This window comes from Rathayibacter sp. VKM Ac-2801, from assembly GCF_009834245.1.
Classification (GTDB): Bacteria; Actinomycetota; Actinomycetes; order Actinomycetales; family Microbacteriaceae; genus Rathayibacter.
This window is the reverse complement of the sequence record NZ_CP047183.1, coordinates 1,970,275-1,992,862: the sequence shown is the minus strand read 5'-3', so window position 1 is coordinate 1,992,862 and position 22,588 is coordinate 1,970,275. Positions and strand designations below refer to the sequence as shown.

The window sequence follows — 22,588 nt, the reverse complement described above, 5'->3', positions numbered from 1 at the left end:
CACTCTCCCTCCCTCGTGGATCCGGGGCGGGAGCTGCGCCGTCGTGCCCGTATCGCTGCGGTGATCGCCGTCCCCGGGTGCGGATCCGGCTGTGGGCAGGAGCGCCGAGCCCGGAGGGTGGAACGATCCCGGGTGCAGCGAGTGCAGGTTCCGCAGGCCGGTTCGTCGGCGGGCGCTTCGAACGACCGGCTTCCACGGGCTGGCCATCGGGCGATGCCGGCCGCCGGATCAGCCCTGCACGGCAGGCGCGGGGCCGGGCACACGCCCGCGTGCGCACGCCCGCACGGGCGCGGCTCCTTCCGCCGTCAGAACGGAGGCGGCGCATCGCTGAAGCTCGGTCTGCGCGTCGGCGGTGGGGGCGGTACGGGCGGATCGGGCGGACGGGTGACCACGCGGCGGCCCGTGGGGGTGGTCCAGTCGGCTGATCCGTCGGGGTGGAGCGTGTAGGTCCAGCGGTCGCCGTGGCGGACGTGGTGGTGGGCGACGCAGAGCGACGCCAGGTTGTGGAGGGCGGTGGCGCCGCCGTGACGCCACTCCAGCGTGTGGTCGGCCTCGGCGATCGCCGCGGACCGGGTGCAGCCGGGGAAGCGGCAGGTCCGGTCGCGCAGCTGGAGGGCGAGGCGCATCCGCGGGGGAGGGAGGCGGTGCGTGCGTCCGACGGAGACGACGGCGCCCGTGCTCGGCTGGGTGAGCACCGGAGTGACGCTCGAATCGGCTCCGAGGAGCTCGCGCGCGACGCCGGCCGGGACGAGGCCGTAGCCGTCGAGCTCCGCGGGAGTCTCGTCGCGTCCGGTCGCGGTGCTCGCGGCGAGGATCAGGCGCACCTCGGCGCGGATGCCGGGGGCGGAGGTGCGCGGCCGATCGTCGCCCGGCGCCGTGCCGGACACGTCGCCGTCGCAGAGGAGGTCGACCAGGGCGTCGGCCCGCAGCTGCGCGAGCGTGCGCTCCTCCACCGGATCGCTCCCGTCGCCGTTCGAGTCGCGAAGGGTGCGGGCGATCCGGTCGAGCCGCGCGAGCGCACCGAGCGCGGCCGGAGCGGGGAGGGTCGCGCAGAGCGTGGCCATGCCGTCCTGCTCGGGCGAGACCCAGACGGCCCGGTCCTCCCGAGCGCGGGTGTGCCGGTCGGCGAGAGGACTGTCGTGCAGCTCGTCCCGCAATCGGGCGAGGCGTCGGCGCAGCTGGGTGGGCGTCATCGAGGCGGCCAGTCCAGCGGCACGCTCGTCGAACTCCGGCAGGGAGGCCGGCGGCAGGGTGGCCGCGACTCCGCAGATGATCTGCCCCGCCTCCCAGCGCAGCCGGGCATCGGCCAGCGCGGCGCGCGTGCACGGCAGGTGCTCGACCAGCAGGCGGGCGTGGTCGAGCTCGCGGGCGGCCACGCGCTCGGACACGGCCAGCGCCACGGCGAGCTCGGCCCGAACGGAGCGCTCCACGAGGTCGCGCGACTCGGCGGGCGACCCGCCGCGGGCGAACGCCTCCGGGCGACGCACGGCAGCCGTGTACGCCTCGTGCAGCGCCTCGGCGGAGGCGAGGTGGAGCGGAGCCGCGGAGCGGGCGAGCAGCGCCGCGCGGTCGCCGAGGGCGCGGACCTCCTCGAGTCCCTGCTGCATCCGATCCGCCATACCTGTATTGAACCAGCGACCACCGACACACGGGCCGCGGGTGCGTCCGGTCGGGAGAACCCGCTCCCGGAACACCCCTGTGGAGGAAGGTCTGTCGAGGATCTCGACCCGATGAACGCCTCGAAACACCGGCGAAACGTCTGTCGCATAGGCTTCCCGGGTGAAACGACTGTTTCTCTCCCGCTCGTGAAGAGGTGGCCCATGACCGCGCCCGCACCGTTCCTGCCCGTCGATCCGCCGCCGCGCCTGCTGATGGGCCCGGGGCCGATCAATGCGGATCCGCGCGTCCTGCGCGCGATGTCGGCGCAGCTGGTCGGGCAGTACGACCCGTTCATGACGGCGACGATGACGGAGACGCAGGAGCTGTACCGGCAGGTGTTCCGCACCCGCAATGAGAAGACGATGCTCGTCGACGGCACGAGCCGCGCGGGCATCGAGGCGGCGCTGGTCTCGATGCTGGAGCCGGGCGACCGCGTGCTCGTGCCGATCTTCGGACGGTTCGGTCATCTCCTCCGCGAGATCGCGGAGCGGTGCGGCGCGGAGGTGCACGTGATCGAGGCCGAGTGGGGGCAGGTCTTCCCCGTGTCGGCGATCGCCGAGGCCCTGGCCCGGGTGAAGCCGAAGATGCTGGCCGTGGTGCACGGCGACACGTCGACCACCATGGCGCAGCCGCTGGAGGAGCTCGGCGCGCTCTGCGAGAAGCACGGCGCCCTCTTCTACACCGACGTCACCGCCTCCCTCGCGGGCAACGCCTTCGCGACCGACGAGCTCGGGCTCGACGCGGTCACCGCGGGGCTCCAGAAGTGCCTGGGCGGCCCGTCCGGATCGGCGCCGGTCACCTTCTCCGAGAAGGCCGTCGCGGTGATCGAGTCGCGCAAGAGCATCGAGGCGGGTATCCGCGACGAGGGCGACGCCGTCAGCGCCCACCGCGTCCGCTCCAACTACTTCGATCTCGGCATGGTCTTCGACTACTGGGGGCCGCGCCGCCTCAACCACCACACCGAGGCGACCACGATGCTCTACGGCGCGCGCGAGTGCGCCCGCATCGTCGTCGAGGAGGGCCTGGACGAGACGGTCGCCCGCCACGCGCTGCACGGCTCGGCGATGCTCGCCGGAGTCCGCGGCCTCGGCCTCGAGGTGTTCGGCGACGTCGGGCACAAGATGACGAACGTCGTCGCGGTGCACATCCCGCAGGGTGTGAACGGGGACGCGGTGCGCGGGGAGATGCTCGCCGACTTCGGCATCGAGATCGGCACGTCCTTCGGCCCGCTGCACGGGAAGGTCTGGCGCATCGGCACGATGGGCTACAACGCCCGGACGGACGCTGTGCTGACCACCCTGGCGGCGCTGGAGGCGGTGCTGCGCCGCGCGGGCGCCTCCGTGCCGGTGGGCGGCGGAGTCGCGGGAGCCTACGAGGTGTACGGGGCGGCGCGGGCGTGACCGGCACCACCACGGATCCCGCCGCCACGGACCCGGCCTCCACGGCCGAGGCCCGCGCGACCGCCCTCGACGCCGCCGCGATCATGGCCCGCTGCGACGAGCTCGCCGCGGTCTCCTCGAGCCGCGACGGCATCGAGCGGGTCTACCTCTCGCCCGAGCACGCCCGGGTGAACGCGATGGCCGCGCGCTGGATGACCGAGGCCGGCATGCGCACCTGGCAGGACGCGGCCGGCAACCAGTGCGGCCGCTACGAGGGCGCGACTCCGGGACTCCCGGCGCTCCTGCTCGGCTCGCACCTCGACACCGTCCCGGACGCGGGCCGCTACGACGGGATCCTCGGCGTGATGCTGGCGATCGCCGTGGTCTCGCGGCTGCACGGGGCGGGCCGGCGCCTGCCGTTCGCCGTCGAGGTCGTCGCGTTCGGCGACGAGGAGGGCACCCGCTTCGGCACGGCGCTCCTCGGCTCCCGCGCCCTCGCCGGCACCTGGGACGAGCACTGGTGGGAGCTCGAGGACGCCGACGGGACCACGCTCGTCGAGGCGTTCTACGGGTTCGGGCTGGACCCCTCGCGCATCCGCACCGCCGCGCGCGACGCGCAGGACGTGCTCGCCTACCTCGAGGCGCACATCGAGCAGGGCCCCTACCTCGAGGAGGCCGACCGCGCCCTCGCGGTGGTCTCCTCCATCGCGGGTGCCCGTCGCTTCGCGCTCACCCTCACCGGCAAGGCCGGGCACGCGGGCGGAGTCCCGCTCGACCGCCGCCGCGACGCGCTCACCGGAGCGGCCGAGGCCGTGCTCGCTGTGGAGCGGATAGCGCGGGAGCAGGGCGTGATCGCCACCGTCGGCCGGCTCGAGACCTTCCCGGGCGCGGTCAACGTCATCCCGGGCCGGGTCGAGTTCAGTCTCGACCTCCGCGCCGAGACCGATGCCCAGCGCGACGCGGCGTGGGACGCCATCGAGCACGCGATGTCGGAGTCGGCGTCGCGCCGCCGTCTCGCCCTGACGGTGGAGGAGACCCACTCGGCCCCCGCCGTCGTCGCCTCCTCGCGGCTCCAGGACGTCGTGCGGGCGGGCATCCGCGCGACCGGGGACGCGGAGCCGATGGTGCTGTTCTCCAAGGCCGGCCACGACGCGATGGCGGTCGCCGACCTCGCCGAGTACGCGATGCTCTTCCTCCGCTGCGAGGGCGGTGTCAGCCACCACCCGGACGAGAACGTGACCGAGGCCGACGTCGCGACCGCGCTCGACGCCTTCGAGGCGGCCGTCCTGGCGCTCGCCGACGGGACGCCGACCGCGTGACCGCCGCCCCCGCCCCCTCGACGAGCATCGGCCACCGCATCGATGCCGGCTACGCCGCGCTGTCGCGGCAGGAGCAGCGGGCGGCCGACTTCATCCTCGACCACCTCGGCGATCTGGCGGTCTACACGGCGACCGAGCTCGCCCAGCACAGCGGAGTGTCCAAGGCCACGGTCTCGCGGCTGTTCCGCCGCCTGGGGTTCTCGAACTCGCAGGAGGTGCGCGAGCACGCCCGGGCGCTGCGGTCCTCCGGGGTGCCGGTCGGTCCTGCGCGGGGGCAGGGGGATCCGCTCGCCGCGCACCTCGAGGGCGAGCGGGCGAACCTGGCCCGGCTGGCCGCCGCGTTCGGCGGCGGGCGGCTGGAGGAGGCGGTGCGGCTGATCGCGGGAGCGCGCGAGGTCGTCGTGATCGGACTGCGCAACAGCTACCCGGTGGCGCTGCACTTGCGCCAGCAGCTCGCGCAGGCGCGCGGGCGCGTCCGGATCGCCCCGCAGCCGGGCCAGTCGCTCGGCGAGGAGCTCGAGGGGCTCGGAGCCGACGACGCCGTCGTGCTGGTCGGCTTCCGCCGCCGCCCCGCCTCCTTCGCCGCCCTGATCGGGACGCTCGCCGCGCGAGAGGTGCCCGTGGTGCTCCTCGCGGATCCGCCCGCCCGGCGCTACGCGGAGCATGCTGCGGTCTGGCTGGAGTGCCCGGTCGACAGCGGCACGGCGCTCGACAGCTACGCGGCGGCGATGAGCGCGGTCGCGCTCGTGGCCTCCGGAGTGCTCGGCGCGTCCCCGAGGGAGTCGCGCGAGCGGATCGCGGGGATCAGCACCGCCTACGCGGAGCTCGCCGAGCTGGAGGACCGGCCGTGAGCGAGGCGGCGGAGCTGATCCGCGCGCACGCCAAGGATCCCGTCGGGCAGGCCGACCCGGCTCCGTCCCTCGGCCGCGCCGAGCTGATCACCCCCACCTGCGGCGATCGGATCGAGCTGCGCGTCGACGGCGGCGCGGAGCAGGTGCGCCTCGCCTGGAGCGGGCGGGGGTGCGAGGTCTCGCGGGGCTCCGCCTCGCTGCTCGTGGACGGCCTCGACGGGCTGCCGGCGTCGGCGGTGCGGGAGCGGATCGACGCCTTCCTCGCGGCGATGGCGCTCCGGGAGGGTGCTCTCGCCGGCGAGGAGCAGGCGCTGCTCGCGGTGGCGGGCAACCCGGTCCGATCCGTCTGCGCCACGCTGGCGTGGCGGGCGCTGGCCGCCGCCCTCGACGACGCGGGCCTGACGTGACCGGCTCAGTCCGGCCCGTCGCGGTCGGCTCCCGTCCACAGGTCGCCGCACTCGACCCCGCGCGCGCCCCTCGCGCGGAGCAGGTCGCGCGCGCCGGCGTCGCCGTGCGCGCCGGTGAGGAGCTCCGGCCAGTGGTCACGCCCCAGCAGCACCGGATGACCGGGCCGACCGCGGAAGAGCGCGCGGGCGAGCACGTCCGGCGCGACCGGCGCCTCCGCGAGCAGTCGCGCCCCCACGCTCGGCGGCTCCTCGGGCAGGTCGACCAGGGCGATCAGAGCGGCGACGCCCTCGGCCGCGGCGAGACCCGCGAGGAGCGACGCCGAGAGGCCGGTCTCCCACTCGGCCGCGACGACCACGTCCGCGGACGGCGGCACCAGGAGCCGCGCCCGTCCGGCCTCGGCGCCCAGGACCACGAGCACCCGCCCGCAGCCGACCGCGCGGAGCCTCTCGGCGGCCCGCTCCACCCAGGGCACTCCCGCCGCGTCGCGTCGCAGCGCCTTCGGGCCGCCCGCCCGGCGTCCCGCGCCCGCCGCGAGCACCAGGCCGACGAGGTCCCGACTCCCGACCAGTTCCATCCGACCATCGTGCCGCAGGCCGAGCCCCCGCTCCGCCGGACGAAGGAGACCGCATGACCGACACCCGATCCGAGACCGCCCGCGACGTGCTGCTCGCCTGCCTCGCCGTCCCGCGCTGGGCCGACGAGGTCGCCTCCGGTGCGCCCTATCCGTCGGCCGACGCGCTGGCCGACGCCGCCGGGCGGGCGGCGCGCACGCTCACCGAGGAGGAGGTGGAGGCGGCGCTGGCCGACCACCCGCGGATCGGGGAGCGGCACGCGGGCGCGGGGCGCTCCTCCGCGTTCTCGGCCGCGGAGCAGGCTGCGAGCAGCACCGGCGACGAGGAGCTGACCCGGCGGCTGCTGGCCGGCAACCGCGCCTACGAGGAGCGGTTCGGACGCGTGTTCCTCCTCCGCGCGGCCGGCCGCGACCGGGCCGAGGTCGTCGCGGAGCTGGAGCGGAGGCTCGGGCTCGACGACGAGACGGAGGCGCGCGTCGTCGCGGAGCAGCTGCGGGAGATCACGGTGCTGCGGGTCCGCGGGCTCGAGGACGGGCGCCTCGTCCGGGCGGAGGCGGGACGATGAGCGGGCACGCCAGCCGCGTCACCACCCACGTGCTGGACGCCGTCCACGGCCGCCCCGCGCGCGGCGTCCCGGTGGCACTCGACGCCCGCGTCGGCCCCGGCTGGGAGCGCCTCGCCGAGGCCCTCACCGACGACGACGGCCGCGTGACGGCCTTCGGGCCGGAGCGCCTGCCCGCCGGGGTCCACCGGGTCGTCTTCGACACCGGCGCCTGGTTCGCCGCCTCGGACACCGAGTCGTTCTACCCCGAGGTCGTCGTCGCGTTCCGGCTCGACGACGAGGAGGCGCACTTCCACATCCCGCTCCTGCTCAGCCCCTTCGCCTACTCGACCTACCGGGGCAGCTGATGCAGCTGCAGGACGTCCTCGACGCGCCGCAGCTGCGGCTGCGCGTGCTGGTCGCCGGCGACGGAGCGCTCGCGCGGCCGGTCGACGGCATCTTCACGACCGATCTCCTCGATCCGCGCCGCTACCTCTCGCGCGACCAGCTGGTGCTGACCGGTCTCGTCTGGCGCCGGGACGCCCAGGACAGCGCGGCCTTCGTCGCTGCGGTCGCGGATTCCGGCGCCAGTGCTCTGCTCGCGGGCGAGGGACTGCTGGGCTTCGTGCCGGACGACCTCGTCGTCGCCTGCCGCGCGCACGACGTCCCGCTGATCGCCGTGCCGGCCGACGTGTCGTTCGGCGCGATCACGGCGCACCTCTCGAACGCTCTCGCCGGCGACCGCGTGGCCCGGCTGACGGCCGCGCTCGCCCGCCAGCGGGAGCTGCTGACCGAGGTCTACCGGGGGCAGCAGCTCGACGAGCTCGTCGCGCGCACCTCCCGCGAGCTCGGACTCCCGGTGTCGGTGCTGACCGCGACCGGCCGGACCGCGGCCTCCGCCTCGCCCCTCGGGCTGGGCGAGGTCGAGCGGGTCGTCCACGGGGCGCTCACGGCCCGGCGCAGCCCGGTCGTGGTCCCGGACGCCCGCGGCGGCGCGCTGTCGGTCCTCACCGTCGCCGGTGCGGGCGAGCACCGCGCCACCTCCTGGCTGGTCGTCGTCGGGGGCGACTGGAACGACTGGCCCGCCGCGGTCCTCGACGCCGTGACCGAGCTCGCCGGAGTCGTGGGGGTCTACCGGCTGCAGCGGGAGGCGGCGCTCTCGGCCGACTCCGCTCTCGCCGACCGCCTGCTCGAGCTCGTGGAGGAGGACAGCGAGCAGCCCGAGGCCGCGGTGTACCTGCGGCAGCTCGGACTCGGCGGCGCCGGGCGGTGCGCCGTGGTCGCCGCCGAGTTCGAGGGGGACGCGCCTCCGGACCTGGCGCGCCGGGTGCTGGTCGACGCCGCCGCGCACCTCGGCCGAGCCGTGGTCGGACGCGACGCCCAGGGCTGCGCGGTGGCCGTGCTGCCCACCGAGGCGACCGACGCGATCCCGACCGGCGCGGATCCGCTCGCCGTCGTCACCTCGGCGCTCCGACGAGCGGGAGCCGCGTGGCCGGGCGCCGTGCTGCGCGTCGGGACGAGCGCCGCGACTCCGCTGCCCGCGCTCGGCGGCGCCCTTCGCTCGGCGCGCTACGGGATGCTGCTGCCGGGCTCTCCGGGCGACGACGCGCCCGTGCGGGTCAGCGACTCCGGGGAGGTCACCTCCGCCGTGCAGCTGCTGAGCGCGGTCCCCGACCACCTGCGCTCGGTGTTCGTCGAGCTGGTGCTCGGGCGGCTGGTGGAGCACGACGCTCGGTACGGCTCGCAGCTGGTCGCCACGCTCGCGGCGTTCCTCGACTGCGGCGGCTCGTGGGTGCGCACGGCGGAGCAGACGCACCTGCACCTGAACACGGTGCGGTACCGCATCGCGAGGGTGGAGGAGCTGACTCAGCGCGACCTGTCGGACACGGCGGACCGCGCCGACCTGTTCCTGGCGCTGCGCCTGCGCTGACGGCCGGCGGCGCGCGGTCCGTACCGTGCCGCCCCGGCCCGCCCCGTCACTCCGGAGCCGAGACCCGCCTGCCCCGGACGTGCACCGCGGCGATCGCCGGCTCGCGCAGGGTCATCAGCAGGGCGAAGAGAAGCTGGGCGGTCGCCTCCTCCTCGTCTTCCGCGCGGATGCCGTGGGCGAGCACGTCGGCGAGCGGCTCCCACCGGTCGGGTTCGATCCGGAGGAAGTCCGCGTCCTTCCCGGGGTCGAGGCTGCCGAAGCGGTCCTCCTGGTCGAGCGCCCGCGCGCCGGCGAGGGTCGACGTGAACAGGAGCTCGGCCGGATGCAGGGCGACGGCCGCGTCGCCGGGCTCCGAGAGGTGCACCTTGAAGGCGTCGTTCGCCACTCGCGCCAGCAGCCACTCGTCTCCCGCGCCCACGTCCGTGCCGAGAGCGACGGTGACCCCCGAGGCGGCGGTCCGACGCCAGGGCATGGTGCCGGAGCCGAGGAACTGCTGGGAGGTCGGGCAGTGGGCGATCGAGGTGCCGGTCTCCGCCATCCGGTGCAGCTCCGCGTCCTGGCAGTGCACGGCGTGGGCGAGGATCGTGCGCGGCCCGAGGAGCGAGGAGCCGCCGCGCGCGGAGCCCGGCAGGAAGAGCCCGTCGTAGGTGTCGAGATAGCTGCGGGTGCCGAACGAGCCGAGCACGGCGGCGATCTCGCCGTCGCCGGGCCGGTCGTTCTCGTTGAGGTGGCTGTGGACGTAGACGCCGCGTCCGCGGACGTCGTCGTAGAGGTCGCCGAGTGCTCCGAGGGTCCGGGGAGTGACGGACAGCGAGAACCGCGGGACGAGCGCGACCTGCAGGAGCGGGTCTCTCCCGTGCCAGCGGGCGATCTCCTCGGACGCGAGCGTCAGCGCCTCCTCCTCCGAGGTGATCAGGGGAGCCGCCGAGGCCGGGCCGACGGTCTGGATGCCGCGCCCGGACACGATCCGCAGCCCCGCCTCGCGGGTGCGCTGGAAGAGGGCGTCCTGCGCGGCCGGGAACGCGGAGCCGAAGACCATCGCGGCGGTCGTGCCCGCGGCCACCCGCCGACGCGTGAAGGCGCGTGCGACCACGTCGGCGAACTCCGGGTCGGCGAGCCGCGCCTCCGCCGGGAACACCGTCCGGTCGAGCCACTCGAGCAGCTGGCCGCCGCCGAACCCGTCGGTCGAGAACGTCTGGGGGAAGTGCACGTGCGCGTCGACGAAGCCGGGCAGCAGGATCGACGCGGCGTCGCCGGAGACCGGCCGGCGCGCGAAGCGGTCCGGCAGCTCGCGGTACGGACCGATCCAGGCGATCGTGCCGTCGTCGTCCACGGCGAGAGCACCGTCCGGGATCGACACCAGCGACTCGCGGGCGGTCTCGAGGGTCGCGCCTCCGGAGACGTGCAGGACGTGCCCCCGGTGGACGCCCCCGGCGCCGGTCACACCAGGCCCGTGTAGGCGGTCCAGGCGGAGCCCGCGGGCGGCGCGTCGTCTCGGGTGACGCTCGCCTGGATCAGCCCGTACGGGCGGTCGTCGGCGTGGAAGACCTCGTTGTCGTTCTCGACGCCGAAGGGCGAGAGGTCGTAGACGAAGTGGTGCTTGTTCGGTGCGGAGAGGCGGATCTCGACGATCTGCGGGTACTCCTCCAGGACCGCCTTCCCCATCTCGAAGAGCGTCTGCTGGAGGGCGAGGGAGTGCACGGTCGCGAAGCGGCTCGTCATCAGCGCCTTGACGCCCGCGTAGACCGCTTCCCAGTCCATCGCCGCGATCTCGTCCTCGGTGAGGGCGAAGCGCCACTTCGCGACCAGCGAGGTCGCCATCACCCGGTCGTTCGTCGGCTGGAGGACCGTGTACGGATCGGTGAGGAAGCCGTGGAACTCGCTCCCCGTCGACTTGAGGATCGTGAGGTCCTTGAAGCCGCCGGTGATCCAGATCCGCCGCTCCTCGCCCGAGCCCTCGACCGTGACCGACGCGATCCGCGTCTCCTGGCCCTTCCGGACCCAGGTGTGGTCGTGCTCGCGCCCGTCCACCAGCACGCGCTCCCAGGCGAACTCCTCGATCTCGATGCGGGCGCCGTGGACGGGCTCGTAGCCGTCGACGAAGTGGCGGGCCAGCTCAAGACCGTACGGCTCGATCGAGCGCAGACCCTTCTCCTTGGCGAAGGCGTAGGCCGTCTGCTTCTGCGTGTCCGTGGGCAGGACGGCCGATTGGTCGCCCTCGCGGTGCGCGGCCTCGAAGTCGCCCCGGAGGGCGGTGGAGACGTTGACGTCGTGGATCTCGTGCCGCGGGGTCTCGCGGTAGATCCGCACGACGCGGTTCTCGGCCTTCCCGTACTGGTGGTCCCCGAGGATGATCGACATGTCCGCTCCTGTCCGTTCCGTGCGGCCGGGCCAGGTCACGCGGTGGTGCCCGTCCTGCTCGCGGCTCCTGCGAGCCCGTCTGCCAGCCTCGCGCCTGCCGGGGGCTCCGCGCACCGGCGGAGCATCCCGAGCAGCCGTCGCCGAGACTCCGAGTCTTGTGCGATCCGCCCGCTCCGCGGCCCCGACCCGCCTCCGTTCACACGCTCGAAACGTGCTGATGACACGGGGGCGGCCGCCGCGAGTGACGGGGCTCCCCGAGATGTGGTCGTCATGGGCGCGGGAGATCGGCGGGACGAGGTCAGGGGCGGGTGAGGAGGCGTCCGGCGGGCGGGATCGTCTCGGCGGTGACGCGGCGCCCGCCGACCCAGGTGGCGGCGACGGCGCCGCGGAGGACGCGGCCCTCGTACGCCGAGACGGGGTTCCGGTGCGAGAGCGCGTCGACGTCCACGCGCCACTGCGCCTCCGGATCGAACGCGACCAGGTCCGCGTCGGAGCCCGCGTGCAGCAGTCCCTTCTGGCCGAGCCCGGCGAACGCGGCGGTCGCCGTGGACATCCAGGCGACGACCTGCTCGAGCGGGATGCCCCGCTCGCGGGCCCCGGTCCAGACCGCGCGGAAGCTCAGCTCGAGTCCGGAGATCCCGCCCCAGGCGACGCCGAAGTCGCCGCCCGCGGGGAGCTTCAGCTCGGCGGTGGCGGGGGAGTGGTCCGAGGCGATGATGTCGATCGTCCCGTCGAGCAGCCCCTTCCAGAGCAGCTCGCGGTTGCGCTCGTCGCGGATCGGCGGGCAGCACTTGAACTGCGTGCCGCCGTCGGGGATCGAGCCGGCGTCGAAGGTGAGGTAGTGCGGGCAGGTCTCGGCGGTGATCGGCAGCCCCTCGGCCTTCGCCTCGCGCAGGAGCGGCAGCGCATCGGCGGAGGAGAGGTGCAGGATGTGCGCCCGGCAGCCGGTCTCGCGGACGGCCTCGATCACGTGCAGGATCGCGCTGCGCTCGGAGGCGGGCGGGCGGGAGTCGACGAACGCGCCGTAGGAGGCGCCGGGCTCCAGCGCGCTCGCCTCCAGCTCGGCCGGGTCCTCGGCGTGCACGATCAGCAGTCCGTCGAACCGGGCGATCTCGCGCATCGCCTCGACGAGCTGCTCCCGGCTCAGGTGCGGGAACTCGTCCACGCCGCTCGGCGAGAGGAAGCACTTGAAGCCGAAGACGCCCGCGTCGTGCAGCTCGCGCAGCGTGCCGAGGTTCGAGGGGATCGCCCCGCCCCAGAAGCCGACGTCCACCTGCGCCTGCGGCCCGGCGGCCGCGCGCTTGGCCTCGAGCCCCGCCACCGTGGTGGTCGGCGGGATCGAGTTCAGCGGCATGTCGATGATCGTGGTGACGCCCCCGGCGGCGGCCGCGCGGGTGGCGGAGGCGAAGCCCTCCCACTCCGTGCGGCCCGGCTCGTTGACGTGCACGTGGGTGTCGACGATCCCCGGGATCAGGACCTGGCCCTCGGGCACGACGATCTCCTCCGTCGTCCGCCAGGGGGCGTCCCGCTCGCCGACCGCGACGATCAGGCCCTCGGCGATCGCGATGCTGGCCGGACGCCGGCCGTTCTCGGTCAGCACGTCGGAGGCGCGGATCACGAGGTCGAGGAAGGGAGCGTCGTCAGGCATGGATCGACCCTATACTCGGCATGTTTCCTGCGTGTGAGCGCCCGTCGGCGGCTCCGCCCGGCCTCCCCGCAGCCCCGGCGCCGTCGCCTCCCGTCCGAGAAGAGGAGGCCGTCGTGCTCGACATCGCCGCCGCCCTGCTCGAGCGCGTCGAGGAGGGCGGGCGCGTCGCCGTCGTCACCGTCACGCACGTCTTCGGCTCGGCTCCCCGCGCTCTCGGCTCCTCCATGGCGGTCGACGCCGACGGGCGCGCGATCGGCTCGATCTCCGGCGGCTGCGTCGAGGCGCAGGCGTACGCGCTGGCCCAGGAGGTGCTCGGCACCTCGGGCAGCGCGTCCGAGCACTTCGGCTTCGACGACGAGGCCGCTTTCGCCGCGGGCCTGTCCTGCGGGGGGCAGCTGCGGGTGTTCGGCCAAGTCGTCGACCCCGGCTCCACCGCGGTCCTCGCCGAGCTGCGCGCCGCCCGTGCCGGCCGCTCGGCCGCGCTGGCGATCGTCGTCGGCGGCCCGGAGGAGCTGGTCGGCCTCGTGCTCACCGGAGCGACGCGCCTCCAGGACGTCGTCGGCCCGCACCTGGACGAGGACACCGCCCGCCGCATCCTCGCCGAGCGCGAGGCGCGCCTGGCCTCCGGCCGCTCGGCCACGGTCGAGACCTCCTGCCGGGGCGCCGAGCTCGAGATCGCCTACGTCGTGAACGCCGAGCGGCCGCGTCTGCTGATCTTCGGCGCCGTCGACTTCTCCGCCGCGCTCTGCTCCGCGGGCTCCCTGCTCGGCTACCGCGTGACCGTCTGCGACGCGCGTCCGGTGTTCGCGACCGCCGAGCGCTTCCCCGGCGCCGACGAGGTCGTCGTCGAGTGGCCGTCCGACCACCTCGCCCGCGCCGCGGTCGACTCCCGCACCGTGATCGCGGTGCTCACCCACGACGAGAAGTTCGACATTCCGCTGCTCGAGACCGCGCTCGCGCTCCCGGTCGCCTACGTCGGCGCGATGGGCTCGCGGCGCACCCACGAGCGGCGGCTGCGGCTGCTGCGCGAGGCGGGGGTGCCGGAGGAGGCGCTCGCCCGCCTGCACTCGCCGATCGGTCTGGACATCGGCGCGTCGACGCCGGAGGAGACGGCCGTGTCGATCCTCGCGGAGGTGCTCGCCGCGCGTACGGGGACGTCGGGGGAGCCGCTGGTGGGGCGCTCGGGCCCGATCCACGCGGTGCGCTGAGCGCTGCGTTCCGTGCGATCTGCAGGCGCCTGTGCGATGTGCAGGTCCCGTGCGATCTGCAGGCCTTTGTGCGATCTGCAGGGTTTAGTGCCGTCTGCAGGAGTATGTGCGATTCGCAGGGAATGCTGCTCGTCCTCCACGGATCGCGCGGAAGGATAAGCCTTCCGGCGCGAATCCCCTGCAGATCGCACCCACGCCACCTGCAGACGGCACTCCCTCCTGCGAATCGCACACTCCGCTCCTGCAGATCGCACGCGCCGGTCCTGCGGATGACACAGCCCCCTGCAGATCGCACGCACCCTTCCTGCAGACGGCACAGCCCCCTGCAGATCGCGCGCACCTTTCCTGCAGACGGCACAGCCCCCTGCAGATCGCGCGCACCGGCGGGAAACGGCCGCGAAACACCGCGCTGCCATGCTCGGGGCATGCAGCGCCACGTCCTCACCGGAGCCCACGTCGCCACCGTCGACGCGCACGCGACCGAGCACCCCGTCGGCCACGTCGTCGTCGACGACTCCCGCATCGTCGCGGTCGGGGCCGGCGACCCGCCGGCCTGGGCCCTCGACGGACGGTCCCCGACGGGTCTGCCGGCGCAGGAGGCGATCGCGCTCACACGGGTCGACGGCCGCGGCCACCTGCTCACTCCCGGGCTCGTCAACACGCACCACCACCTCTACCAGTGGCTCACCCGCGGCTGGGCGCAGGACTCGATCCTCTTCGACTGGCTGGTCGCGCTCTACCCCGCCTGGTCCCGCATCGACGCCGACCTGACCCGCTCCGCCGCCCTCGGCGCGATGGGTGTCCTCGCCCGGTCCGGCTGCAGCACCGTCGCCGACCACCACTACGTCTTCCCGCGGGGCTCCGGCGACATCGTCGGCGGCATCGTGGACGCGGCAGGCACCCTCGGCCTCCGGCTGCACGCGACCCGAGGGTCGATGGACCTCGGCGAGTCCCGGGGCGGCCTCCCGCCGGACTTCGCCGTCGAGACCACGGCGGCCGCGCTGCAGGCCAGCGGAGAGACGGTTCAGCGCTACCACGACGCCTCCGCCGACGCGATGGTGCGGGTCGCGATCGCGCCGTGCTCGCCGTTCTCGGTGACCACCGACCTGCTGCGCGAGTCGGCGGTCCTCGCCCGGCAGCTCGGGGTCCGGCTGCACACCCACGGCTCCGAGACCGTGGAGGAGGACGCCTACACGCGCGAGGCGTTCGGCCTCTCGCCCACCGACCACCTGGAGTCGCTCGGCTGGCTCGGCGACGACGTCTGGATGGCGCACTGCGTGCACCTCGACTCCGACGCGATCGCGAAGTTCGCGGCCACGGGCACCGGAGTCGCGCACTGCCCGTCCTCGAACGGCCGGCTCGCGGCGGGCATCGCGCCGATCCCGCAGCTGCTGGCGGCAGGAGCACCGGTCGGCCTCGGCGTGGACGGCGCGGCGTCCAACGAGTCCGGGCAGCTCGGCTCCGAGATCCGTGCCGCTGTGCTGATGAACCGCTTGCGTGCCGGCGCCGACCGGATGAGCGCCCGGCAGGCCCTCTCGGTCGCCACGATCGGCGGGGCCCGAGTGCTCGGCCGGCAGGACGAGATCGGATCGATCGAGGTCGGCAAGCTCGCCGACCTCGCGCTCTGGCGGATCGACGGGATCGAGCACGCGGGCATCGCGGACCCGGTCGCTGCCCTCGCTCTCGGAGCGCAGCCGCCGCTGAGCCTGCTCCTGGTGCAGGGGCGCCCGACGGTGCGGGAGGGACGGCTGGTGAACGCGGACGAGGACGCGATCGCCCGCGAGGTGGCCCGGGCGAGCGCGGAGCTGGCGTCGCGCGTCTGAGCGGCGGCAGCCGATCGGCGTGCAGCCGGGCGCCACTCGGTCGGTCGGCGCTCGACCCGCCGTCGCTCAGCCGGGAGGCGCCTCCGCCTCGACGGTCGCGACCGGGGCCGCGCCCGGGTGCAGGAGCCGCCAGATCCGGTCACGGGAGAGCGGCAGCTCGGTCGGCCGGACGCCGATCGCGTCGCGGACGGCGTTGGCGAGTGCGGGGGCGACCGGGTTGTAGGGCGCCTCACTCATCGACTTCGCACCGAACGGCCCGAGGTCGTCGGCGGTGTCCGCGAAGAGGACCTCGGTCACGGGCACGTCCGCCATCTGCGGGATGTGGTAGTTCCGGAGGATCGCCGTGGTCACGGTGCCCTCGCCGTCGAGGATCACCTCCTCGTACAGCGCCGAGCCGATCGCCTGCGCGACTCCGCCCTCGACCTGCCCGCGGCACTGCGCCGGGTTGATCACGAAGCCGGCGTCGGCCGCCTGCACCGACTGCAGGATCCGCACCTCGCCCGTGGGCTCGTGCACTGCGACGCGGAAGCCCTGGACGTTGAACGCGAGCGAGCGCTGAGCGCCGTCCTCGCTCCCGGTCGCGGTGACCGGTCCGCCGGCCGCGCGCACCAGGTCGGCGAAAGCGACCCGGGTGCCGTCCGGGGCGAGCAGTCCCTCGTCGTCGGGCTCGAAGGTCTCGTCGTGCCCGGTGAGCCGCTTGGCGAGCGCCTGCAGCTCGGCGAGGAGGCGCGTCGCGGCCGAGTACACGGCCTTGCCCGCGACCACCGTCCCCGCGCTGCCGAACGCCCCCGTGTCGTAGCGCGCCGCGTCCGTGTCGGACTGGCGGATCCGCACCCGGTCGGCGGAGGCGCGGAAGGCGCTCGCGACCAGCTGCGTGTGCACGGTGGTCGTCCCGTTGCCGAACTCCGCCGTGCCGACGCCGATGGTCAGCACTCCCTCGCCGTCGACGGTGACGGTCGCCTCCGAGAAGTGGCCCCGCGGAGGGATGGTGGCGATCATCGCCAGCGCGGTGCCCTGCCCAGTCCGCCATCCCGGTCCGTCGAGGGCGGGGGAGCCGCCGCCGCCGGCCAGCGCGGCCTCCGTGAGGTCGAGGCACTGGTCGAGCCCGTAGGAGGCGAAGCCGATGTCGTCGCCCTCGACGTGCGTGACCACCAGCGGCTCGCCCGGGCGCACCGCGTTGATCCGCCGCAGCTCGAACGGGTCGATCCCGAGCTCCGAGGCCAGATCGTCCATCGCCGACTCGATGCCGAAGATCACCTGCCCGAGGCCGTAGCCGCGGAACGCCCCCGAGGGGAGGTTGTTCGTGTAGACGGCCTGCGCGTCGACGCGCTTGCTGGGCGCGCTGTAGACGGCGACCGACTCCGAGGTGCCGTGGAACATCACGCCGGGTCCGTGGTTGCCGTAGGCGCCGGTGTCCGAGAGCACGTCCACGGCGAGGGCCGTCAGCCGTCCGTCGCGCCGGGCGCCGAGGGTGACGCCGACCCGCATCGGGTGACGGCACGGGGCCATCGTGAACTCGTCGCTCCGGGTGAACTCGAACTGCACCGGCCGACCGGTGGCGAGCACGGCGAGGGCGACGACGTCCTCGGTCAGGATCTCCTGCTTGCCGCCGAAACCGCCGCCCACCCGTGCCGTGAAGACCCGGACGGTCGACGGGTCGCGGTCGAACAGGCGCGCGATCTCGTCGCGCACGAGGAAGGGCACCTGCGTCGAGGTCCGCAGCACCAGCTCTCCGCCCTCGAGCCAGCCGATGGTGCCGTGGGTCTCGAGCGCCGTGTGCGCGACTCGGGAGGTCGAGTACCGGCCCTCGACGACGACATCGGCGTCCGCGAGTCCGGCGGCCACGTCACCGTACTCGCCGTGCAACTCGGCGACGACGTTCGCCCCCGGCCGGGCGATGCGCGAGGCGATCGGGTCCTTGTCGGCGTGCAGGAGCGGCGCGCCGGGGGAGCGCGCCTCCTCCGGGTCGAAGACGGCGGGCAGCACCTCGTAGTCGACCTCGACGGCGCGGCAGGCCGCCTCCGCCTCGGCAACCGACTCCGCGACCACCACGGCCACGCGCTGCCCGCGGAACCGGACCACCGTGTCGAGCATGCGGGTGTCGTCCGGGTCGTCGAGCCGGGACTCGTGGCGGGCGGTGGAGTAGAGGACGTCCGGAACGTCCTCGGCGGTCAGGACCGCGACGACGCCCGGCATCGCGCGGGCGGCGGTCGTGTCGATGGAGCGGATGCGCGCGTGGGCGTGCGGGCTCTGGACGACCTTCAGGTGCAGCAGGCCGGGCACGGCGACGTCCAGGGTGAAGGGCTCGCGGCCCTGGACGATCCGCCGGCCGGCGGGCGCGCCGAGCGAGCGGCCGACCCGCGACTCCTCGGCCGACGGGCGACCGGTGCGGCGGACGGGCGTGAGACCCGACGGCGGGGCCGCGTGCCGTCCGTGAGCCGGGGCCTCCGTGCGACCCGATCCGGACGGCTCGGCCGTATGCGCGCCGTGCTCGGACGCACAGGCGCCCGTCACGGCCTCGCGGATGGGACGGTAGCCCGTGCACCGGCAGAGGTTGCCCTTCATCAGCCGCGGCACGTCCTCGGCGCGGACTCCGTCGAGCGCCGTGGCCGTGACCACCATGCCGGCCGTGCAGAAGCCGCACTGGAACGCGCCGGCCTCGACGAACGCCTCCTGCACAGCGCTCGGCTCCTCGGGCGTGCCGAGGCCGGCTGCGGTCGTCACCTCGCGCCCCTCGACGCGGTGGGCGGGGTAGAGGCAGGAGTGGAACGGCGTCCCGTCGACGAGGACGGAGCAGGCGCCGCAGTCGCCCGCGTCGCACCCCTTCTTCACCTCGAAGTGCTCGTGGTCGCGGAGGAGGGTGCGCAGCACCTGGCCGGGGCGGGGGGAGGCGTCGACCGGCTCCCCGTTGACGGTGAACCTCATCGGGCGCCTCCGGTCAGCTCGGTGCGGATCTCCTCGGCGAGGACGCGGACGACGGCGTGGCGCCAGTCCGCGGCTCCGTGCGGGTCGGTGAACCAGGTCGCGACGCCGTCGACGGCCGCGCCGAGCTCGGCCGCGGAGGGAGTGGCGGCGAAGCGGAGCAGCTCCGGCCGGACGGTCGCCGCCGTGATCGTGAGCACGAACGCTCCGTCGGTGTCGAGGCGGCCGATGACGACGGCGCCGGAGCGTCCGAGAGGCGAGAGCGCCGTCTTGCGGAACGCGGTGCGCGCCCGGAGGGAGGAGAGCGGGAACTGGATCGAGCGGATGACGTCGTCCCGGGCGAGGGAGGTCGTCATGTTGCCCGTCACGAGCTCGGCGACCGGCACGGCGACGTCCGAGCCGTCGGCCCGCCAGACGAGGGCGGTGGCGCCGAGCGCGGCGGCGAGGCTGATCATCGGTCCGGCGGGCAGGGCGTTGGCGATGTTGCCGCCGACGGTGGCGACGTTCCAGATCTTGAACGAGCCCAGCAGCGCCGTGCAGCACTGGAAGAAGAGCGGATGGGCGGAGTCGCCCGCGTCGGGCATCGCGGCGAGCTCGCTGAGCGTGCAGGTCGCGGCGATCGAGAGCCCGTCGTCCGTGCGCACGATCGGCTCCCACTCGAATCCCTGCAGGTCGAGGAGCTCGTCGAGGTGGTCGTGGGGGAGGGAGAACACCCAGGAGCCGCCTCCGATGACCGCTGAGCGCGGTCCGCGGTCGGCCAGCTCGGAGCGCTCGCGCACCACCCGGACGCGCTGGATCGTATTCAGGTCCATGCCGCGCCTCCGTCCCGCGCCCGTCGGGCGCCTCCCCCCAGTGAACCCCACCCGTGTGACGCCCGTGTTTCCCCACCACGTCCTCCCGCGGCCCCGCCCACCGTCCCCCCGGCGGATCCGCCATGAGACGCCCGTCCTCGCAGCCGCCCGGACGTCGGAACCGCCTGCACCCTCCCGCTCTCGAGCAGCGCCCCCTCCGCTCTCGCCCATGAGCCGAACGGTCGATCCGCGTGCCAGCGGATCGATCGAGGCGGTCGTCCCTCGCTCTGCGGGACGCGACCACCTCGGAAGGCCGACCGCGCCGAGCCCGGCAGGGTCGGGTTCGGAGATCAGCACCGTTCGAACGGTCGATCCGCGTGCCAGCGGATCGATCTAGGCGGTCGTCCCTCGCTCTGCGGGACGCGACCACCCCGGAGGGCCGACCGCGCCGAGCCCGGCAGGGACGGGCTCGGAGTTCAACCCAAGCTCGCGACCCACTCCGAGCTGCCGTCGACGAAGGACTGCTCCTTCCAGATCGGCACCGACGCCTTGATGTCGTCGACCAGCGCTGCGCAGGCTTCGAAGGCCGCCGCGCGGTGGGCAGATGCCACGGCGCAGGCGAGGGCGAGGTCGCCGACCACGAGGTCGCCCACCCGGTGCACGGCGGCGATCCGGACGTCCGGCCAGCGCTCGGCGATGCGGCGGGCGGAGGCGAGGAGTGCGGCGGGGGCGTCCGGGTGCGCCTCGTAGGACAGGCGGAGCACGCCGCGGCCCTCGTCGTGGTCGCGGACGACCCCCGCGAAGGTCACGACGGCGCCGTGCGTCGGCGATTCGACCGCCTGCTCGCACTCGTCGACGGTGATGGCCTCGGCCGCGAGGCGGGCGAGGGCGACCGGCTCAGCGGGCATGGTCGCCGCCTCCGAGCTGGTCGAGCAGGTGCCCGATCACCGGGTCGAGCACGTCGATCCCGTCGCGGACGCCGCCGGGGGAGCCGGGGAGGTTCACCACGACGGTGCGGCCGCTGACGCCGGCGAGTCCGCGGCTGAGCACGGCGGTCGGGACGTGGGCGGCGCCCTTGGCGCGGACAGCCTCGGCGAGGCCGGGCAGGGGCCGCTCCAGGAGGGGAGCGGTCTGCTCCGGGGTGACGTCGCTCGGGGCGACACCCGTTCCGCCGGTGGTCACGACCACGTCGACTCCGCCGCCGATCGCGTCGGCGATCGCCTCGCCCACCGCGTCGCCGTCGGCCACGACGACCACCCGGGACTCCCAGCCGCGGGCGGTGAACCAGGCCTCGAGTGCGGGCCCCGTCCGGTCCTCGTACACGCCGGAGGCGGCTCGGGTGGAGGCGACGACCGCCACCGCCCGCCGCGTCACGGGGCTCATTCGCTCGTCCACGAGCCGCTCCTCCCGCCCGCTTTGGCGAGCACACGGATCCCGGTGATCGCAGCACCGCGATCGACCGCCTTGATCATGTCGTAGACCGTGAGGGCGGCCACGCTGACCGCGGTCAGCGCCTCCATCTCCACGCCGGTGCGCCCGGTCGTGCGCACGCGCGCCTCGATGCGGACGCGGCCGTCCTGTGGCTCGAGGTCGACGTCGACGCCGTCCAGCGCCAGCGGGTGGCAGAGGGGGATGAGGGTCGAGGTCGCCTTCGCGCCGAGGATCCCGGCGATCCGCGCCACGCCGAGTGCCTCGCCCTTGGGCAGCTCGCCCTGCTCGAGCAGCCGCACCACCTCGGGCGAGGTCTCGACGTACCCCTCGGCGACGGCGGTGCGGGCCGTGACCTCCTTCGCGCTCACGTCGACCATGTGCACGGCTCCGTCGCCGCGCACATGGGTGAGCCGGTCGCTCTCAGTCATCGATCCTCCAGATCTCGACCGTGTCGCCGGTCGCTGCGTGGTCCGTCCCGACAGGGACATGGATGAGCACGGTGGAGCGGGCGTACGACGCCAGCAGGTGCGAGCCCGGTCCGCCGACCGGGTGGACGAGACCCTCGTCGTCGAGGACGCCGCGGCGGATCTGGTGCAGGTGCGCGGGCGAGTCGAGCGCCGTGCCCAGGCGCGCGCGCAGCCGTGGCCTCTCGGCGGGCGTCCGTCCCGCGAGCGAGCGCAGCACGGGCCGGAGGAACACCTCGAACGAGACCAGGGCGCTCACCGGGTTCCCGGGCAGCGAGACGACCGGCAGGTGCAGCCCCTCGGCCACGCGCACGAGCCCGAGGCCCTGCGGACCGCCCGGCTGCATCTCGACGTGGCCGAACTCCGACCCGGCCGGGCCGAGCGCGTCGCGGACGACCTCGTAGGCGCCGGCGCTGACGCCGCCGACCGTGATCACCAGGTCGGCCTCGCCCGCGTGCTCCTCGAGCAGCGCCAGGAGGTCCTCGGCCCGGTCGCTGGTGCAGGCGGCGACGACGGGCAGCGCGCCCGCCTCGCGGACCGCCTCGGCCAGCAGGGCGCCGTTCGCGTCGTGGATCTGCGCCTCCTCGAGGACCGCTCCGGCGGGGCGGATCTCGTTGCCGGTGGGGACGATCAGCACCCGGAGCCGCGGCAGCACCTCCGCCTCGGTCAGGCCGAGGGAGGCCAGGAGTCCGTAGTGGGCCGCGCGGAGGACCGTACCGGCGGGGAGGGCGAGCTCGCCGAGGCGGGCGTCGCTGCCCCGGGCGCGCACGAAGGTCGCCGGTACCACCGGGTGCGCGAAGGCGACGCTGCCCTCCGCGGGGAAGCGCGGAGGATCGACGCGCTCGACCGGGACGACGGCGTCGGCCCCCTCCGGCAGCGGCGAGCCGGTCATGATCGGGGTCGCCGTGCCGGGCTCGTGCCGGGGCGCGCGGTCGCCTGCGGGGATCGGCGCCGAGACGGGCAGGGCGACGGGATGCTCCGGAGCGGCGGCGTCGAGGTCGGCCGCCCGCACCGCGAAGCCGTCCATCTGCGAGTTGTCGAAGCGCGGCAGGTCGAGCGGGGAGTCGACGGAGCGGGCGAGGACCCGCCGGTCGTAGGCGCCCGGATCGGCGGCGACGGCGGCCGGATCCAGGCTCAGCGTCTCGCGGGCGCCCCGCGTCGCCAGCGGCGCGAGCAGCGCCCGCACCCGGGCGGCGTGCAGGTCGATCGAGGTCATCGTGTCCTCTCGCGAGCGGCGGTTCCCGACCGGCGGCGGGACCGAGTCCATCTTGCCGGGTCGCG

Annotated in this window: 20 protein-coding genes; 9 read left to right on the top strand and 11 right to left on the bottom strand. The window is 74.7% G+C overall.

Annotated elements, in window-relative coordinates; genetic code table 11:
* Positions 1-305 precede the first annotated feature (305 nt).
* Complete coding sequence (locus GSU45_RS09160) at positions 306-1,619, bottom strand: HNH endonuclease signature motif containing protein (protein WP_159914406.1); 1,314 nt, start codon at positions 1,617-1,619, stop codon at positions 306-308.
* Positions 1,620-1,820: 201 nt separating this feature from the next.
* Between GSU45_RS09160 and GSU45_RS09155 the strand changes: the two genes are divergently transcribed.
* The 4 genes from GSU45_RS09155 to GSU45_RS09140 are packed head-to-tail and all read left to right on the top strand — an operon-like array spanning position 1,821 to position 5,615.
* Complete coding sequence (locus GSU45_RS09155; RefSeq protein ID WP_244248074.1) at positions 1,821-3,059, top strand: alanine--glyoxylate aminotransferase family protein; 1,239 nt, start codon at positions 1,821-1,823, stop codon at positions 3,057-3,059.
* Positions 3,056-4,357: an allantoate amidohydrolase gene (locus GSU45_RS09150; RefSeq protein WP_244248073.1), complete on the top strand. Its 1,302-nt coding sequence runs from the start codon at positions 3,056-3,058 to the stop codon at positions 4,355-4,357. The genes GSU45_RS09155 and GSU45_RS09150 overlap by 4 nt, the downstream gene beginning before the upstream one ends.
* The gene (locus GSU45_RS09145) at positions 4,354-5,208 is read left to right on the top strand and encodes a MurR/RpiR family transcriptional regulator (RefSeq protein WP_208543420.1); all 855 of its coding nucleotides are present in this window, start codon (positions 4,354-4,356) and stop codon (positions 5,206-5,208) included. Before GSU45_RS09150 ends, GSU45_RS09145 begins: the two co-directional genes overlap by 4 nt.
* Entirely contained in the window at positions 5,205-5,615 is a 411-nt protein-coding gene (locus GSU45_RS09140; protein ID WP_159914404.1) for an iron-sulfur cluster assembly scaffold protein, read from the top strand. Before GSU45_RS09145 ends, GSU45_RS09140 begins: the two co-directional genes overlap by 4 nt.
* A gap of 5 nt (positions 5,616-5,620) precedes the next feature.
* On the opposite strand, the gene GSU45_RS09135 is transcribed toward GSU45_RS09140, so the two are convergent.
* Positions 5,621-6,190 (bottom strand): NTP transferase domain-containing protein, encoded by a 570-nt coding sequence (locus GSU45_RS09135; protein WP_159914402.1) that lies wholly within the window; start codon positions 6,188-6,190, stop codon positions 5,621-5,623.
* Positions 6,191-6,243: 53 nt separating this feature from the next.
* Here GSU45_RS09135 and uraD point away from each other — a divergent pair, with 53 nt between their 5' ends.
* The 3 genes from uraD to GSU45_RS09120 are packed head-to-tail and all read left to right on the top strand — an operon-like array spanning position 6,244 to position 8,659.
* Positions 6,244-6,753: a 2-oxo-4-hydroxy-4-carboxy-5-ureidoimidazoline decarboxylase gene (gene uraD / locus GSU45_RS09130; protein WP_159914400.1), complete on the top strand. Its 510-nt coding sequence runs from the start codon at positions 6,244-6,246 to the stop codon at positions 6,751-6,753.
* Positions 6,750-7,097 (top strand): hydroxyisourate hydrolase, encoded by a 348-nt coding sequence (gene uraH / locus GSU45_RS09125; protein ID WP_159914398.1) that lies wholly within the window; start codon positions 6,750-6,752, stop codon positions 7,095-7,097. Before uraD ends, uraH begins: the two co-directional genes overlap by 4 nt.
* Positions 7,097-8,659 (top strand): PucR family transcriptional regulator, encoded by a 1,563-nt coding sequence (locus GSU45_RS09120; RefSeq protein ID WP_159914396.1) that lies wholly within the window; start codon positions 7,097-7,099, stop codon positions 8,657-8,659. The genes uraH and GSU45_RS09120 overlap by 1 nt, the downstream gene beginning before the upstream one ends.
* 46 nt (positions 8,660-8,705) lie before the next feature.
* On the opposite strand, the gene GSU45_RS09115 is transcribed toward GSU45_RS09120, so the two are convergent.
* From GSU45_RS09115 to allB, 3 genes are all read right to left on the bottom strand, one after another.
* On the bottom strand, positions 8,706-10,103 hold the full coding sequence (locus GSU45_RS09115; protein ID WP_159914394.1) for an amidohydrolase family protein: 1,398 nt from the start codon (positions 10,101-10,103) through the stop codon (positions 8,706-8,708).
* Positions 10,100-11,020: a factor-independent urate hydroxylase gene (gene pucL, locus GSU45_RS09110; protein ID WP_159914392.1), complete on the bottom strand. Its 921-nt coding sequence runs from the start codon at positions 11,018-11,020 to the stop codon at positions 10,100-10,102. Before pucL ends, GSU45_RS09115 begins: the two co-directional genes overlap by 4 nt.
* A 298-nt stretch (positions 11,021-11,318) precedes the next feature.
* A complete protein-coding gene (allB, locus tag GSU45_RS09105; protein ID WP_159914390.1) occupies positions 11,319-12,668 on the bottom strand; it encodes an allantoinase AllB in 1,350 nt (449 codons plus the stop codon).
* 113 nt (positions 12,669-12,781) lie between these two features.
* Here allB and GSU45_RS09100 point away from each other — a divergent pair, with 113 nt between their 5' ends.
* Together GSU45_RS09100 and GSU45_RS09095 are read left to right on the top strand one after the other, a co-directional pair.
* Positions 12,782-13,876: an XdhC/CoxI family protein gene (locus GSU45_RS09100; protein WP_159914388.1), complete on the top strand. Its 1,095-nt coding sequence runs from the start codon at positions 12,782-12,784 to the stop codon at positions 13,874-13,876.
* 425 nt (positions 13,877-14,301) lie between these two features.
* On the top strand, positions 14,302-15,699 hold the full coding sequence (locus tag GSU45_RS09095; protein WP_159914386.1) for an 8-oxoguanine deaminase: 1,398 nt from the start codon (positions 14,302-14,304) through the stop codon (positions 15,697-15,699).
* A 66-nt stretch (positions 15,700-15,765) separates the two neighbouring features.
* Here GSU45_RS09095 and GSU45_RS09090 read toward each other — a convergent pair whose 3' ends face one another.
* From GSU45_RS09090 to glp, 6 genes are all read right to left on the bottom strand, one after another.
* Positions 15,766-18,624, bottom strand: coding sequence for a molybdopterin cofactor-binding domain-containing protein (locus GSU45_RS09090; RefSeq protein ID WP_159914384.1), 2,859 nt, complete (start codon positions 18,622-18,624; stop codon positions 15,766-15,768).
* A complete protein-coding gene (locus GSU45_RS09085; protein WP_159914382.1) occupies positions 18,621-19,433 on the bottom strand; it encodes an FAD binding domain-containing protein in 813 nt (270 codons plus the stop codon). The genes GSU45_RS09090 and GSU45_RS09085 overlap by 4 nt, the downstream gene beginning before the upstream one ends.
* Positions 19,434-19,888: 455 nt before the next feature.
* Complete coding sequence (locus tag GSU45_RS09080) at positions 19,889-20,320, bottom strand: molybdenum cofactor biosynthesis protein MoaE (protein WP_159914380.1); 432 nt, start codon at positions 20,318-20,320, stop codon at positions 19,889-19,891.
* A complete protein-coding gene (locus GSU45_RS09075; RefSeq protein WP_244248072.1) occupies positions 20,310-20,807 on the bottom strand; it encodes a molybdenum cofactor synthesis domain-containing protein in 498 nt (165 codons plus the stop codon). Before GSU45_RS09075 ends, GSU45_RS09080 begins: the two co-directional genes overlap by 11 nt.
* Positions 20,792-21,271 carry a cyclic pyranopterin monophosphate synthase MoaC gene (gene moaC, locus GSU45_RS09070; RefSeq protein ID WP_159914378.1) on the bottom strand — a complete coding sequence of 160 codons (480 nt, stop codon included), beginning with the start codon at positions 21,269-21,271 and terminating at the stop codon, positions 20,792-20,794. Before moaC ends, GSU45_RS09075 begins: the two co-directional genes overlap by 16 nt.
* Positions 21,264-22,523: a gephyrin-like molybdotransferase Glp gene (gene glp / locus GSU45_RS09065; RefSeq protein WP_159914376.1), complete on the bottom strand. Its 1,260-nt coding sequence runs from the start codon at positions 22,521-22,523 to the stop codon at positions 21,264-21,266. The genes moaC and glp overlap by 8 nt, the downstream gene beginning before the upstream one ends.
* Positions 22,524-22,588 lie beyond the last annotated feature (65 nt).